This is a genomic window from Neobacillus sp. NPDC058068, assembly GCF_042885335.1.
Classification (GTDB): domain Bacteria; phylum Bacillota; class Bacilli; order Bacillales; family Cytobacillaceae; genus Neobacillus.
The window spans coordinates 38,764-54,046 of sequence record NZ_JBHVSI010000015.1 but is presented as its reverse complement, the minus strand read 5'-3'; the positions used below and the strand labels follow the sequence as shown (position 1 = coordinate 54,046).

Annotated in this window: 11 protein-coding genes; 7 read left to right on the top strand and 4 right to left on the bottom strand. The window is 43.9% G+C overall.

Annotation, left to right across the window (positions count from 1 at the left end; translation table 11 throughout):
• Nucleotides 1–269: 269 nt before the first annotated feature.
• Nucleotides 270–866 (top strand): hypothetical protein, encoded by a 597-nt coding sequence (locus tag ACFVSW_RS17880; protein WP_387318002.1) that lies wholly within the window; start codon nt 270–272, stop codon nt 864–866.
• 55 nt (nt 867–921) lie between these two features.
• Here the strand turns inward: ACFVSW_RS17880 and ACFVSW_RS17875 are convergent, their stop codons facing one another.
• Nucleotides 922–1,839, bottom strand: a complete 918-nt coding sequence (locus ACFVSW_RS17875; protein WP_387318001.1) for a CPBP family glutamic-type intramembrane protease — start codon at nt 1,837–1,839, stop codon at nt 922–924.
• A 350-nt stretch (nt 1,840–2,189) separates the two neighbouring features.
• On the opposite strand from ACFVSW_RS17875, the gene ACFVSW_RS17870 reads away from it, so the two are divergent.
• The gene (locus tag ACFVSW_RS17870) at nt 2,190–2,492 is read left to right on the top strand and encodes a DUF4359 domain-containing protein (RefSeq protein ID WP_387318000.1); all 303 of its coding nucleotides are present in this window, start codon (nt 2,190–2,192) and stop codon (nt 2,490–2,492) included.
• A gap of 39 nt (nt 2,493–2,531) precedes the next feature.
• On the opposite strand, the gene ACFVSW_RS17865 is transcribed toward ACFVSW_RS17870, so the two are convergent.
• The 3 genes from ACFVSW_RS17865 to ACFVSW_RS17855 are packed head-to-tail and all read right to left on the bottom strand — an operon-like array spanning nt 2,532 to nt 5,410.
• Entirely contained in the window at nt 2,532–4,313 is a 1,782-nt protein-coding gene (locus ACFVSW_RS17865) for a hypothetical protein (RefSeq protein WP_387317999.1), read from the bottom strand.
• A gap of 16 nt (nt 4,314–4,329) precedes the next feature.
• Entirely contained in the window at nt 4,330–5,262 is a 933-nt protein-coding gene (locus tag ACFVSW_RS17860; protein WP_387317998.1) for a hypothetical protein, read from the bottom strand.
• Nucleotides 5,255–5,410 carry a hypothetical protein gene (locus tag ACFVSW_RS17855; protein WP_387317997.1) on the bottom strand — a complete coding sequence of 52 codons (156 nt, stop codon included), beginning with the start codon at nt 5,408–5,410 and terminating at the stop codon, nt 5,255–5,257. The genes ACFVSW_RS17860 and ACFVSW_RS17855 overlap by 8 nt, the downstream gene beginning before the upstream one ends.
• A 220-nt stretch (nt 5,411–5,630) precedes the next feature.
• On the opposite strand from ACFVSW_RS17855, the gene ACFVSW_RS17850 reads away from it, so the two are divergent.
• The 5 genes from ACFVSW_RS17850 (at nt 5,631) to ACFVSW_RS17830 (ending at nt 15,273) form a co-directional block, all read left to right on the top strand.
• On the top strand, nt 5,631–7,406 hold the full coding sequence (locus ACFVSW_RS17850) for a VWA domain-containing protein (protein WP_387317996.1): 1,776 nt from the start codon (nt 5,631–5,633) through the stop codon (nt 7,404–7,406).
• Nucleotides 7,407–7,484: 78 nt separating this feature from the next.
• A complete protein-coding gene (locus ACFVSW_RS17845) occupies nt 7,485–10,862 on the top strand; it encodes a tubulin-like doman-containing protein (protein ID WP_387317995.1) in 3,378 nt (1,125 codons plus the stop codon).
• A gap of 87 nt (nt 10,863–10,949) precedes the next feature.
• On the top strand, nt 10,950–13,310 hold the full coding sequence (locus ACFVSW_RS17840) for a hypothetical protein (RefSeq protein ID WP_387317994.1): 2,361 nt from the start codon (nt 10,950–10,952) through the stop codon (nt 13,308–13,310).
• A gap of 13 nt (nt 13,311–13,323) precedes the next feature.
• A complete protein-coding gene (locus tag ACFVSW_RS17835) occupies nt 13,324–14,598 on the top strand; it encodes a vWA domain-containing protein (RefSeq protein WP_387317993.1) in 1,275 nt (424 codons plus the stop codon).
• Between the two features lie 36 nt (nt 14,599–14,634).
• Entirely contained in the window at nt 14,635–15,273 is a 639-nt protein-coding gene (locus ACFVSW_RS17830; protein WP_387317992.1) for a beta-mannanase, read from the top strand.
• Nucleotides 15,274–15,283: the final 10 nt, after the last annotated feature.

Sequence of the window (15,283 nt, the reverse complement as noted above, 5' to 3'; positions counted from 1 at the left end):
AGGGCAGCCATTCCTTTCTGTCCAGATTGCTTGCTCCCGTTCGTTTACTTAATAAAAATCCTTCTAAATGTAATTTTTAAAGAATAAAAGTCTTATCGTAAAAAAATATCAGTACCTATTTCTGCTAATAGAAAGGCAGCAAACGTCCTGAACCCATTTACTCAGCAAAACATTTATTGAAAAACTCGGGAATCAATAGATTTTTTGTCACTTTTTGTAGTAGGATAGTAATAGTTTATTTCCATTCTATTACAAACGGAGGGCTGAAGATGCTGACCCCCGCCCAACAAAAAGTGAAGCAGGAGCTGGAGGAACTGCATGCTAACGGCCTTTTCAATAAGGAAGTGGAATGCAACCCTCCTGCTAGCAAACGCTCGATGAATAAATGGATTTTTTCGCTAATCGGAGTCTTTTTATTATCTTCATTTATTATCTTAAATTTATCATTTTCCAATCATGAGGAGATTGTTTCCTATTTAACAATCGAGCAAAACTATTCTAAGCAAAGCGGACAATTACTGAATGACATTCTGGAAAAAAGGAATCTAGATCTCCAGGAGGCCAAAGAAGCACAGGCTAAGTTTTTATCTAAGGAAAGGGCTGTCAAGGCCCCGGCCAGCCTTAAGAATCATCATCAGGATATGATTGCGGTAATGGAACAGCGGCTTGCGATCCTTAGTTATCTTGTAGCTAATAATATTGACCCGGTTCGGCTTAATAAATATTTAATGGAGCTGAATGTGAAGCAAGAATTGGCCGCCGATAGTTTATTAAAAGCTTTTGAACAGGAAAAGATTGATTATGTCGTCCAAGAAGACGGAACGGTTCAATATTGGATTAATTCAAAATCCTATCAAATTAATTAACAAAGAGCTGACGCTAGCAACAATAGCGTCAGCTCTTTCAATTTTTAGAGAATGGTTATTCGGCGTTTTGTAATACGTCGGTTGTTTGGTGCAGCTCTATCAACTCCAACTCTCGTACTAATCGTCTTTGGTGCACTTTTTCCAGCGTAAACAAAATCAGATGGACAACGAATACGGCAAGGGCAAATAGTTCGACGGCGTATTCGACATAGTACCATGACAGTGTGGCTGCTATATCGTAAAGGGAGTGAACGAGCACGGTCACCCATAGGTTTCGTGTCCATAATAAGATTAAGCCAAATAAGAGCCCCATGTTGGCGAAAGTAACGATGGCGCCAATTTTGATCGACCATGGCTGCGCGGAATCTAACGTATGGTCGATACCGAACAGGATGGATGTAAGAAACAGCGCCGTCATCAGGAAAATGTCTCTTCGGCCGCTCTCCCAGCGCTTCCGGAAAATCTTTTTAAAGATTACGAGCAAGAGAATGATATAAGCCAGCCGCCAAACTTCCTCTAAACCAGCGAGAGTGTCTGCGAAAATATCGTAGCCCACCAAATCGACTTTTTTGAAAAAAGCCCAAACAGGTTCTGTCGTCGTTTCTTCAACTCCGGGGTCATACGCCTGCGTGTCGGCATAAAATTGAACATACTGATCATAATCATCGCTAAAGTCCAGGAAGGTGCTATTTGAATAAACATTAATTACGGTACTTCCAAGGAAAAATATCAGAAAGGCACCTGTGAATTGAAGCGTTAGCTGCCGTTTTGTTTTCGCTTTGTCGTGCGGACTGCCGAGGCGCCGGTAAAGCTTCCAGCCGATAAAAAAGGAAGACACCATAAGGGCATCATACAAGGTGCCGGCCATCGAGCTGTACCTCGTTAGATAGAGGAGAACCTCCGCGCCAATGGTCACGACAAGGATGGAAATAAGCAGTTTCTTTGAAATCGGTTTTGTTAAATTCGTTGTCATAACGTCATTCCCTGCTAGTTTATTTGGTCGAAGAAATCATCGTTCCTTCTATCTTCTTAAAATAGTTACCGCTAGTATCCCAAACCCATTTAAAAACAGCAGGAAAAGGAAACAGCAAAGCGTCCACTTCCATTTTCTTGTCAAGATGTTGTCTCCTTCAAATTTATTTGCCTAAACATTGTGTTGCGATTACGAGATTGTAATAGTAATAATTTAACATAACGATAGTCATTTTTCACCGTTTCCCGTGAAAATAAAAAGTGTGGTTATTTACAAAAAGTATCTTCCAATTTATACTTTATTATATAAAAATTAACAGATAGGAACTAAATGAATAGGAGATTGGCTATATGAAACGTCTTTTTTCCATCATTCTCTTGGTCGCGGCAATACTCATTTTATCAGCAACAAATCCTGAACGTTCGGACTATCTCGAATGGATTAATCACAAGACAATCGATAAATCCTCAACCCTGCTGGAAAAAGGCATTCTAACACTTGCCGGGAAATCCATTTTTGATGCAGGAACCACAAAGGAAGATTATTTTATTTTTTCCATCTACAAAACGGATTTTACCGAAGTGGGTATGGGAAAAGTCACTTCAATCGGGATTTTTAATCATTTTATCCCGTTGTCAGGCACTAAAGAATAATAACAAAGGCCGGTCCCTTAGAAGGACCGGCCTTTGCTATTATTCTATTTTTTCAATCTGGAAGACCGGCACGCGGATTTGTTCGCCATAATCATCGGTAATGTTTGTGTAGCTAGTAAACGTTCCGATAACGGTATAGTCCCTGTAGATCGTCAGTGTTGATTGTCCCTTTAATAAGACATAAGTTTTTTCCCAGCGGTCGGCACTATAGTTATAGGTTTCCGATAAGGTGACCAGGGCACCGCCGTTTTGATTCGCGGTACTGAAGGCAGTGAAGCGGACCTTTTTCCCGTAGTACTGGGCAATATCGTTAACTGAAATATCGATATAGTCTACTTTTATTTTTGTAAACTGATAGTCTCCGTCGCTGTCGGGCTCATAGTAGGCCAGCTGACCTGCTCCGGAACCGGTCGGATTATCAGCTAATAAAACATTTCTCGCTTCAACGGTTAGATTATCCGCTTCGACATCAAGAATTTTCCCCATCGAATTGGCGCGGACTTCATAAGCTAAATAATGATGTTTCCGTTCCGAAGATTTTGCCTCAATGTATATAACCGGATAATCGGATTGGCTCAAATTGCTTTGGAATGTGAGCTTATTTATAGTTGGCGAACCCTCCATACTTCCTTCGGTCACCACCATCGGCTCTTCCCCCTTAAGCTTGCCAAGATAAATCCCGCCGTCTTTGGAGATGGCCGCAATCACACTGTCTGCTCCCCATTTGTTTTTTGCGTTCACAAAATTAGGAAATTCCTTACCAGGATACAGTCGCTGGAGGACGCGAAGCGGTTCATATTTATCCCAAGCGATGTTGGCATTGGCGAGAAGCTGATCGGTATTTTCTAATGGTCTCAAGGCTTCATAAATGCTGATCGCATCCGCGAACTTATTGCCCTCGACGAGCTTCTTTGCATTGGCGAGTAAGTCAGTCTTCGATTTTTCAATAAACGGAAAAACTTTAGCCGCACCCATGATTCCTGATAGTCTTTTCACGGTATTTGCCTGCTCAGCAAAGGTGGAATACTCCTTCTTTGTAAGCGCCGCGGAAAGGACTTGGACCAAATGGCTGTCAAGGGTGTCAGTAAGCCAGCGGGAATCAATCGAAAACTTGGAAAGCATCCCGAAGTGGCGCTCCCCCTCGACAGTAATATCAACAACAGGCGCTCCCGCTGCGGTTAATTTATTCAGCATGGCCGTGTAATACGTTTGGAAAGCGGTTTGGATTTCTTTCGTTTTTGCAGGGTCGCCGCCGTAATATTCAGCGGGCACCTGTTTCAAGCGGTAAAAAACCTCTTCCTCTTCAGCACTGCTCTTTGGCGAATAATTTTGTAATTTCGCGAGATTCGTCTGTTTAATCTCCGAAAAATATCCAAGCATGTCCTGATCGAGCTTCGTAAACGCGACCATTTCTTCATACATCTGCTTTTGAATCGCGGTGCCTGACACCCATTTCTTCCGGCTCTCCTGCCAGCGGTTGAACATATCAACAAGTTTGTCGAGGTCCTTTTGCTTGTAATAGCCAGTGGCTTTTTCATCTAAATCCTCGATTACTTCACGAATCGGTGAAAGAATCGACAGCTTCCGATTGATGTCCTGATTATGATCTGAGACCACCACATTCAGCTTTGCTGCTCGGAACTTCTTTTCTGCGGCTCGCAAGTTCCCCGAGTTATATAGCTGCATTGCTTCCTGATAGGTCGCGATTTTTTCATGGGCCATGATAATTTTGGCACCGACAAGCACAAGCAGAAAAATCAGAATGAGCAGGAAAAAATTCCGGGACATATTCACTTTTTTATAAACTGTCAATTTAAACATGGCGCTTGTGTCCTTTCTACGAAACAAACCGTTTGAAATCGGGGTCGTAATTATACTTCATCGCAACCAAACGCTTTGTCTTTTCCCCAAGACCTCCCCAGTCCATTTCAGGGTTGGAATAGAGAATATTACAAAGCCGAAGGACACGTTCCTTTGGAAAGTATTCAAGAAATTCCTCAATAAACTCGGAAAATTCAACAATGTACAGTTTCATTCGTAACGATGTTCCAGCAACAGCAATGAGCGAATCCATCCCGAAGTCAATGACAATCGCATCACGATAGTGGATAAAATAGGCGATGCACTTCTTCGTGATCAATGTCCGATTAATTCTTAACACCTCTAAGGCATATTGCACAAAATCCTTATCATAGGATGAAGGAATAAGCGGTTCAAGCTCAAGCTCCATGTCACTTCTGAGGATAATTTCGTTTAATACCATCACGCGGCGGATTTTCACTTGATCACTATAAATAAAATCGCCAATCTCGCGGAGCTTTTCATAGGCGGGGGCGAGCCGCTCCTCTTTGACATCCGCTTTGGCTAGCTCGCTGTCAAACTGGATGCCGGCTTGGATTCTTTTAAAATCAGACCTGAGGAGCCTTTTGAGCTGGGTGAAAAACTCACTTTTCATGAAGACGAACGTCAAGACGACATAACTGATGCAAAAAATTAAACCGGCGATTAAGGAATAATACAATGTTTGAACCGTTGGCGCGGCAACAATGCCAATGCTTACAATGATTAAAATCCACATCGCTTCGGTAAGTAAACGGTTTTTAAAAATCGCTCTGACTAATCTATCGATGCCAACATAAGCGGCGCCGCATTTCGAGCAGTTCTGATCCTTAAGGACGGAATAACGATTGCATTTTTTACACATCTTCAGCTTTTGATAGCGATATTTCGTCCGCTTCTTCTTTGATAACTGTACGGCCTGTTTAGCCAATAGAATCACCTTCATTAAGCATAATCACTAATTCATCGTCAATCCCTTCGAAGTCACCGCTGTTCCGTTTATTTTTGAATAATTTATACGCTTTCCAGATAAGGATTAAAACTAGAATACTAGTAAACACAATACTATAAATACTCATTCTGCATCCTCCTATTCGGATAAATACCAGCTATTTTTCAGCAAAAAGTTACATAGATTTTCCATTAAATACATTAATTTATATTATAATAGGAATTTTTTATTATATCTAGGAATTTTTGTTTGGGTATATTCTGGCAGTGATGGTAAAATGGGGATATCACGCAGAAACTTGTTACTTTTGCGCGAAAAAGGAAACTGCTGGTGGGGGTTGCACACAGATGTTAAAAAAATGGGTTAGTAGTTTGATAGTCATCGCTTGTCTATTCGGCAATTTAAGCACCGTATTTGTACACGCCGCAAGTCCGTTAAGCTCTACATCGAGAATTGAAGGGATGCTCGTAGTTGATGTTAGTAATTCAATGAAAAGCAGCGACCCAAACAGCATCAGTAATGAAGCGATGAAGATGTTTATTGATATGGCCTCCCTCAAAGGAGATAAGATTGGCGCCATTGCTTATTCCGATGAAGTGATGCGTGAAAAGGCGCTTGTCAAAATCCAGTCAGAACAGGACAAGAACGATCTGAAAGAGTTCATCGATTCAATTGAAAAATATATGTATACGGATATATCCACCGGGGTAAAGGAAGCTGTCAAGGTGCTGGATTCAAGCCACGAACAAGGGTATTTCCCGCTGATTGTCGTCCTGGCCGACGGCAACAATGAACTTGACCCGAAGAAACAGAAAACACTCAAGCAAGCGGATGAAGACCTTGCAAAAGCAGTTGCTGAAGCGAAGGCCAAGGGATATCCCATCTATACGATTGGCTTGAATGCCGATGGCAAGCTCAACAAGGATGTGCTGACAAATGTCGCCAAAAGCACGAACGGGAAATTCTTTGAGACGAGCTCAGCGGATAAGCTCCCGGCGATCCTCAGTGAGATTTTTGCAAACCACTTAAAGTTAAAAGTCGTCCCTGTTAACCAAATCGTTGGCAACGGGCAATTCCAAGATATTCAAATTAATGTTCCGAATGAAAATGTCTTAGAGGCAAATATTTCGTTAATTTCCAGTCAGCCGGTTGAAGTGAAGCTTATCGACCCTTCCGGTAAAGAACTGGCCATTCCATCCGACCAAGTCCTCTTGTCGAAATCGAAGGCGTACTCCATGGTCAAGCTGATGAAGCCTGTTCAAGGCGATTGGACACTGAAGGTTAAAGGGGTGCCAAAGGATAAAATCGATATTAATCTTGTCTTCAACTATGACCTGCAGCTAAAGCTGGCTTCGCTCGCCAAACAGAGCTACAAAGCGGGCGACACCGTCAAGATTGGCGCCTTCTTTGAGGATAACGGCAAAGCGATTAGCGACAAGGATATCTATCAATCCATGAAGGCAACTCTGTTTGTCAAAGACCTCGACAAAGGAAAAACAGAGGAATTTGCCCTCCAAACGGATTCCTTAGGCTTTGCTGGCCAATTCAAGCTTGGAAATGCTGCAAACTATGAGGTCGTAGTCAAGGCAGAGGACAATAGCTTTTTCCGGGAAACGCCGCCGCAAAAGATTACTGTGCAAAAAACGCAGGCGGCTTCTCAAGTGACCAAACCAAGTCAAACGGAGGTTGAAAAACCATTCCCTTGGCTCAATGTCGTCATTGGGATTATCGGTGCCCTCCTGCTTGCGGCCCTTGTTTACTTCCTCTTCGCAAAAATGAAAGAGAAGAACCGCGGCTTTAGCGGGCAAATCGTCATCGAAATAAAGGATGAAGATACAGGAGAACGCACCAATCCGCAATTCAAGAAATTAAAAGGCTTTAAAGGCAAATTCCTTCTCTATCAGCTGTTGTCGCTGTCCCCGGAGTTCGGGGAAACGGAACAAATCATTTTCAAGCCGGCCTCCGGTGATAACCTGATGCTCGTCAATAACTCCGACTGCACGATTGAAAAAGGCGGCCGGGCAATTGATGCGAAACGCGGCCGCGAAGTGAAGAAAAACGACCGCCTGCGCATCGTGTTAAAAAAGGTTAATAAATCAGTATATATCGAGTATATAAGTTAAATAGACGTAAAGGTTATCAGGCACGGCAAGCGGTGCCTGACACCCCTCATAAAGAACACATCAGGGAGGAATTTTTGCATGAAAGCAAATGTCAAAGAACATATCCAGCAATTAGATGTTTCCTTAGGCGGAGGGATTATTTCGGAGAAAATCCGCGTTGATACGATTGATAATCCGATGCTCGTCATCGGTCTCGGCGGCACAGGGATTGATGCCCTGCTCAGGTTGAAATATCAAGTAAACCGCCGATTCAAGCTTCCACAGGATCCATTATCGAAGAAGAAAAAGGAAAAGCCGAATAATATTGAGTTCCTGGCATTCGAAACCAATGAGCAGGACCGCAACAAAAAATACAACGGGATTGGGCTCGACCCTATTAAAGAATTCGTCCTGCTTTCCAATCCGGAAATCGGGAGCGTTCTTTCCAATCGCAGCACGATGGAGCCCTACATAAAAGAATGGCTGTCACCCGAACTTTCCATTACCGATGGAATCAGCGGCGCCTCCGGGATCCGCCAGGCCGGACGGCTGCTGATGTTTACCAAAATCAATCAAGTCGTCACAACCATTCAGACAAAAATTAATGCCGTCCTCGAAGGGTCCGGGAAGCGCTTATATGTTTTCATCCTTACCGGGCTTTCCGGAGGAACGGGAAGCGGCTGCTTCCTTGATATTGCCTACATCGTCCGGGGGATTATGGATCAAAAATTCGGCGTCAAGGGCGCCGACCGCTTGAACATCCTTGGCTATCTATTCACGCCTGACGTGAATCTGTCCAAAAAAGGAATAAACTATCACACAGCCGAATATATCACGAAAAACGGCTATGCCGCTTTAAAAGAACTTGACTACTGGATGAACTGTGATGACCGTAAAGAACGTTTTATCCAGAAATACGGCAATATGCTGACGGTTAATTCCCAGCTGCCGCCGTTTAATCTCTGCCACTTAATCTCCGGGACGAACCTGGAAGGCAAATGGCTTGAGAATGCCTATGATTACTGCATGAATGTTACAGCGGAAAATATCACCAACTTCATGGCCAATGAAGAAAAGCATTCGGATGAATTTGCCATCCACGATTACATCAGCAATATTCGCGCCTTGATTGCCGGCATGCACAAACCGTATTCAGCCAACTATCAATACAGTGTAATCGGCGCTTCGATGGCAGAAATCCCGCTTGAAGAAATGACAACCTATATCGGCTATAAACTGTTTGAGAAAATGAACAACATGTTTGATTCGGTTCCAGGGCAGACCGATGTCGAGCAATTTGCCGAGAAACTGCGAATTGACCCGGATTCCGTCCACCAGCGCTTTAATGAGCGTGTGCCTGAGCCATTATCCGGTTTTGAACACAGCGACCGATTCTCGTACACCAACGTGATTAAAACAGGGGCCGTCAATATCGACGAGGAGCTGGACCGTGAATTTTTGCTGAGAGCAAAAGAAGAGTACCGAAAATGCAAGAAACAGCTGCCGGGACAAATCATGGAAGAGTTCCGCAGCCAGATGAATCGTTTATTTTTGCATCCAAAAAAAGGCCCCATCTATGCATCGCGCCTGATTCACTCCAATGACGGCTTTTGTTTATTAAAAACACTGCAGGCTTACATTGAAGGCCTGCGCGATCGCTCGGAGCGGCTGCCAAAGGCGATTCAATCGGAGCAGGAACATGCCTCCAATAAATTAGAGGATGCCAGAAGCGCCTTCATCTCAAAGGATAAGAAAAAAAATGCCTATATTGAAGCAAAGCTGAATGAGTTTTATGCCCGAGCAGATAAGGCCCGCATCGACGAAATGATTGAATTTTACGAGGACCTGTACCAGCTCTTAAACAGCCAGAATAACAAAATTTATGAAGTCTATAAGGAAATCCTCGAAACCTTAAAAGGAATTTTTGAGAAAAATGCCGACATTTTGGTAAATGGCGAGGAAGTCAACCGCGAAAACGATGTGACCTATTATTGGCACCTTGTCAGCGTCCCGGATGTCGCCCGCGAAATCCAGCGCATGTTTGATTCCAAGGATGGCGAGCTGCTCGTCCAGCAATGGTCGGAAATGCTCCTTGAAAAATCGGCCTACTGGGTCAAGGACTCAGACGTCGATGTTGTCGGTACAGTTTCCGAGTTCCTGACAGACCAGTTCGGCGAATTGATCACTAAATCAATGGAAGATTTTTTATGGTTAAAATACGGCGATGATATGCCAATCGACCGGATTATCGAAGAAAAAATTGCCGCCCGTCTTGACCATGATGCCTTGCCGGTATTCCACCTGGGACACAGCTCGCTTCATTTCCCTGAATGGGGATTTGTTTCTGTTCCGGTGAAGGCGCCAAATATTTTGGCAGGGGTAAAAAATTACCAGAAAACAAGCATTTCCCGCTTCACGGTTAAACAAAGCGAGCTAAAGAATCGTATCTTCTGGTTAAATACAAAAAATGGAATCCCGTTGTACTCGTATTCACCATTATCATTATACGAGGAATCGTACGAAAAAACGATTTTAGAAAAAGAAGGTGTCGGCCGCCATCTTGTCCAAACGGATAAGGAAAACTGGGCCTTCCTCCCGTCGCCGATTCCGGAAAAATCATGGGGAGATACGTACGAAAACCAGAGGGTCAAAGCATACAATGCCAGCATCCGTGCCATGTTTAACCAAGCGGTGGAATTCGGCACGATTAGCGAGAAGAACTCCGATCAAAACACGAGTGCCCGCTTCTTGTGCCAGTTTACAAAAGACGTGAACCTAGAAGCGTTATTTGCGGAGCATGAAGTGGATCCAATGAATTTAGACAAAGCAAGTCTTGGGAATTTGAAACAAGTCCACCGCCAGTTGAAAGAAATGACGGCCGGTGGGATGGAATCCGCTGGTGCGAGTGATATTTTCGGCAGTACGAACCTGGAGATGGCTAAGGAAAACTTTATCCGTTCGCCGAAGCTGATTGAAAAGGTGAAATTGGAAGTGAGAAAGTATCGCCAGATCCGTGAAAAAATTGCTGAGATTGAGCAATTTATTGCCTCACAAAATGAAAAAGAAGCATCGTTAAATCAGTTCATCCAGGCCGTTTACACCAAAACTATCCGCAAACGCGGCGCCCTTTACGTCTACGATAAAGAGATTGAGGAAGATGCATGGGAACCGTTTGTTAACTTAATGAAGACAACGAAGTTTGTTGATTTCGAGATTTATCAGGCATTTAAAGCATTAGGTCCAAAACAGATGGACCAGCTTGAAAAGAAATCGGAGCGGCGTAGCAATGACTTAATTAATCAAGAAACGGCGGCCGAGCTGACTGCGGCATTAGAGGAAATGGCTGCGGCGTATCAAAAGGAAAAAGAAGCACTTGATTACGACTACAAAGACCTTGTCAACGGCGAAGAATTGTACAGCTTCTACAAAGAAATGATGATAAAAGTTAATGAAATGCTACGGCAATTGAAGTCGTAATGAAATGAATACAGATAATGGATTAGGCCACATGCGGGATTTGCTGTGGCCTGCCATCTTATCATACCCAGCTTGGGGGGGAACAGCTTGCGAGAACTTCTACAAAAGTATGCCAACACCTATGCTAACCAGCTTGAGAAAATGACACTTGAAGAAAATGAACAGCGCAGTGTCAACCATCCGATTGTCTTTTTATTTTTGGGTGATTCTGTCAAGGATGCGCTCCAGTCGGTCATAACGATTAATGAAGAGAAATGGCATAACAGCTCGGGAGTCTTATATTTTCACGCCCATCAAACAAACACCATTACGAGGGATAATCTGTTATCGATCCAGATCCCCGGCCATGGACTTGACCGTAAATACAAACGCAAGGGCATTTACGATGCCTTTTACCGTGAAGAAAATTTGCTGATCGAACTGAATAAATCCTTTCGAAAGTTGTCATCAAAGGTCGCAGAATACGGCAAAGTTTATTCCTCATTGCAAAAAGTCAATGTTTGTGTGGTGACGGCGATCGACGACCCTGCCAATATCCTGATCCAGGAATTTACGCTGCTGTTAAAAAGTATTCTCCAGGAGTCGTTCCGACTTGTTGAGGTTGATTTATATGGATTGATCAAGGAAAAGCAGGATGGCGATAACTTTTCCCTGTCGACGGCGGCCGGGATTAGTTTTCTCAACGAACTGGATCGCTATCAAGCCGATGAATACAGCTTTGAAAAGGACATCCAGCTGACTGAGGATCACTTGAGGCTGCCGGTTAGTCACCCTCCTTCCCCACTCTTTGACCTGGTCTATTTATTAAGCGACAAAAATGAAGATGGGTTAATTTCAAGTGATGCTAATCGACAAAACTATGAGATTATCAGCAATCTCAATCTCTTAAAAAACCGAAAAATGATTACCGACTACCATGAAAAGATGGACAGCTATAATCATCAGGATTTCAAAAGAGGAATCAGGGGTAATTCAGCGGAACCAGTTTACGCATCCGCGGGCTTTGCCAAGGTGAACCGCCCCAACAAAGCGATTGCGCTTCAAGCGGCAAGCCATTTTTTCAATGAAGTCCTTGCGTCTTTAAAAGCTTCAAGTGTCGAGCCGGTTGAAAAAGTCCTCGACCTGCTAGGACTATCTGAGGCGTCATTTCAAAAATATTTTCTTAAGTTTCTGCCGTCCGCCGAAAAACTAGCAGACATGAATAGCTTAATGGCGGTCTCCCATTCTTATCAAACCGTCAAAAGAATGTCGGTTAAGGAAGCGGAAGAATATTTGTATGAAGGCGGTACGGAAGCGTTTTTCGCCGTCAACTTTGAAGAGCCTGTCCGCTCGTTTTTACAAACACTGGACTTAAAAGAGAATATCAGGCGCTGCCTCGCTGACAATGTGATCAATCATGAAAACTACGGCATATATTGCGCCTATTTATGGACCGCCCCGGATTCTTCCCCGTCTGAGGTGAGTGTCATCAATGAAATCCAAAAACGGCTCCGGAGCACAAAAAACGACCGCTTAGCAGCAGAAGCAGAGCTCGAGCAGCTCTGCCAGCAAATGGTCGACAGCTGTGATTTCAAAAAGAGTTACCTCCCTTTTGCCGATAAGAAAAACCTAAACAGCTTCCTGGGCTACTTTTTCGATGCGGTTTACGGGGCAAAGTACGAAATACTCAAGCTTGAGGTAAAACAAGCGATATTAACGCAATACCTAGAGGTGTTAGAAGCGAGACACCTGTATATCCGCAAGAAAATGGAACTCATTGACGAGGTTGAATCCTGCCTGAAGCAAGCGGCGCTTGAGAGTCTTTATGATGCCGATGATTATTTGGATCAAAATATCGCCGAATACTATGGGGAGATTATTAGCGCGATAACTGGAAAGCTGAAGGAAAAACGTGGGCCAAACTTTCTGATGGATGAGCGCTTCTTCGGAAACCTGCTTGCCTTGCTTGAAAACGGCGCTGCGGCCTTGTTAGAAAGAGTCCTGCTCATTTGCAATCGTGAGGTGTTAACGCAGGAGGAATTCCACCGCAGCTTTGAAGATGAGCTGTTAGAACGGGCCAATGTCATGACGCGCTATGACAACCGGGATGTTCTTTCCAAAGAGGATTTGTTCAAGCAATTAAATGCCCGCCTCCAAGAAAATTCGGCGATTCATATTGAAGTTTATAACTATACCCATGAACATCGCTACGAGGAAAGGTACTTCTTTGGTGATTTTTACAGCAAATTCATGAAATATGCCTTAGAAAAAGAACAGGAAACAAGGCAGTACAAGGCGGGCTGCACCCATGAGAAAAAATCGAGTGGCATTGAAAAGCTGGCTCTGATGGGAGGCTTCCAGCTAAAAGACTTAATGTACTACCGCAACGGTCAACGATACTACAAAGCGTACTGCGAAAATGGTTATCAATTCCATTCCGAAGCCGTAAAAACCAACTCTATTTCTTAAGGAGATTTTAAAGATGCCGGTTCGAAAATTTAGTTTCCTCTTTTTTATATTTAGTATTATCGCCGGATTTATTGGCGCTGTAATTGGCGAATGGTTATTGGAGTCCTATTACGGCGTCTGGCCCAATATCCTGTTAATGGGCGCCTATTTTGGCCAGCTGGCCTTTATTGCCGGCTTGCTAGTTCTGCTGGCAGAAATTATCAGCCCGGTCATTAACGGCCGGAGCTGGCGCTTAGAATACTCAGGTCTTTCTTGGAAGTTTCTCGTTCCGTCGACACTTGTGATGCTGTTTGCTGCCGGACTTATTTTTCAATTCTTATATTCTCTTAATTTCTCAAGCGTCAAACCGCCGGACGATATTGTCATGGTTATGGATATTTCCGACAGCATGAATAAAACCGATCCTGGCCGTGAAAGTCTGAAGGCCGCTGGTAAGCTGATTTCCAATATGGAGCCGGATCACCGTGCCTCGATCATTTCCTTTAATGAGAAAGCTTCTATTACCAAATCGATGTTTAACATTAGCGACAAATCCGAACGTTCAGCTGCCGTGGAACAAATCAAGGAATTGGAATATTACGGCGGCACTGATATTGCCGGTGCCTTGGACACGGCCATCCGGGAGATTGGCGACCATCAAGAGAAGGGCCGGAAACCAATGGTCATTCTGTTTTCCGATGGCTACAGTGAACTTGACCTTGATGCAGTGGTCAAGCCTTACCAAAATGATGATATTATCATTAATACAATAGGGATGAGCAAAATTGACCGCGGCGGCGCCCAACTCCTCAAATTGATTGCATCGCGTACGGGCGGTTCGTTCTATGATGTCAAAAAAGCCGATGAATTAACAAATGTGTTTGAAAAAATTTACTTAGAAAGCCAGGACCGTCTGCTCGTCACGGAACGGCACGGCTTGTTTAAAGACAGCCTTTATCTTGCGGTGCTGCGAGTTGTTTTGATGACGTTAATCGGCGGACTGTTTGGTCTCGCGCTCGGAATCGTGTTTGACAACCGTTACCTGGCAAAAAGCTATGGAATAACCGGGGTGATTTCCGGATTATTGGCCGGGCTTGTACTTGAGCTTGGTTTGCAGGACAGCCTGCTGTCAGGATTCTCTTACCGCATGGCCGCAGCGATATTATTGACTGCATTGACTGGCCTCGGAACGATGATCATCCCGATTCGCGAGAAATTTGCCGGCCGTCCGGGACTTCACCCCGGCGGGTCCGAGTTTTCAGTCCGGGATCCGTCCTCGAAAAAAAATCATTATAACAAAGGATTTTAAGGCGCTTAAGCTTTAAAGTGTTGGAGGTGATATTCGGTGAACTGGGAACCCATTACTTCCCCTATCCAGGAAATAAAAGACTTACGCAAGGCCGTCCGTGATTCTGAAGTTCATCTCACCTGGTTTTGGTCCAACGAGATTGACTTTGTTTATATTTACAAAGCTCCGGCCGACGGTATCCGAGCAATCAGCGAGATTACCGAACAGGATTTGACACTTTACACCCGTGAGGAATATAAAGCAAACCAGGGATATCTTGGGAGAATCGATGCGATTGGCCGGTATGCGTTTCGTATTTTCCCCTGCCAGAAACGGGACGGAAAACTCGTCATTTACAGGCAGGAAAACGATGAAAATCTTATTTTTATTTCCGGCTCGAAAGCGAAGATTTATTTTTCGATCACGTATAAAAATAAACTCTTTCAGTCTCGGAAAAAGGTCAAAATATCGATCATGTCTGAGCTTGAGCTTGATAAAGAACTGCTCGTATATGTGAAAAAAAGCGGGGGCGTTCCAATCTCGATTGAAGACGGGACGGTCTATCCATTTGTGCGCGGCTTCCCCTCAGGGAAAACGGTAGCGCCGGAAATTGAAATCGACAAAAATGAGTTTATTCGCATCTTTTTTAGCAACGGAAGGACATCAGCGCAAAATTTCGAGCTAATTCCTGAATAATAGGGGGCCC

Excerpts from the sequence above, each read along its gene's own strand:
- ACFVSW_RS17865 (WP_387317999.1), bottom strand. The coding sequence starts at position 4,313 with ATGTTTAAATTGACAGTTTATAAAAAAGTGAATATGTCCCGGAATTTT.
- ACFVSW_RS17855 (WP_387317997.1), bottom strand. The coding sequence starts at position 5,410 with ATGAGTATTTATAGTATTGTGTTTACTAGTATTCTAGTTTTAATCCTT.
- ACFVSW_RS17835 (WP_387317993.1), top strand. The coding sequence starts at position 13,324 with ATGCCGGTTCGAAAATTTAGTTTCCTCTTTTTTATATTTAGTATTATC.
- ACFVSW_RS17850 (WP_387317996.1), top strand. The coding sequence starts at position 5,631 with ATGTTAAAAAAATGGGTTAGTAGTTTGATAGTCATCGCTTGTCTATTC.
- ACFVSW_RS17870 (WP_387318000.1), top strand. The coding sequence starts at position 2,190 with ATGAAACGTCTTTTTTCCATCATTCTCTTGGTCGCGGCAATACTCATT.
- ACFVSW_RS17875 (WP_387318001.1), bottom strand. The coding sequence starts at position 1,839 with ATGACAACGAATTTAACAAAACCGATTTCAAAGAAACTGCTTATTTCC.
- ACFVSW_RS17880 (WP_387318002.1), top strand. The coding sequence starts at position 270 with ATGCTGACCCCCGCCCAACAAAAAGTGAAGCAGGAGCTGGAGGAACTG.
- ACFVSW_RS17845 (WP_387317995.1), top strand. The coding sequence starts at position 7,485 with ATGAAAGCAAATGTCAAAGAACATATCCAGCAATTAGATGTTTCCTTA.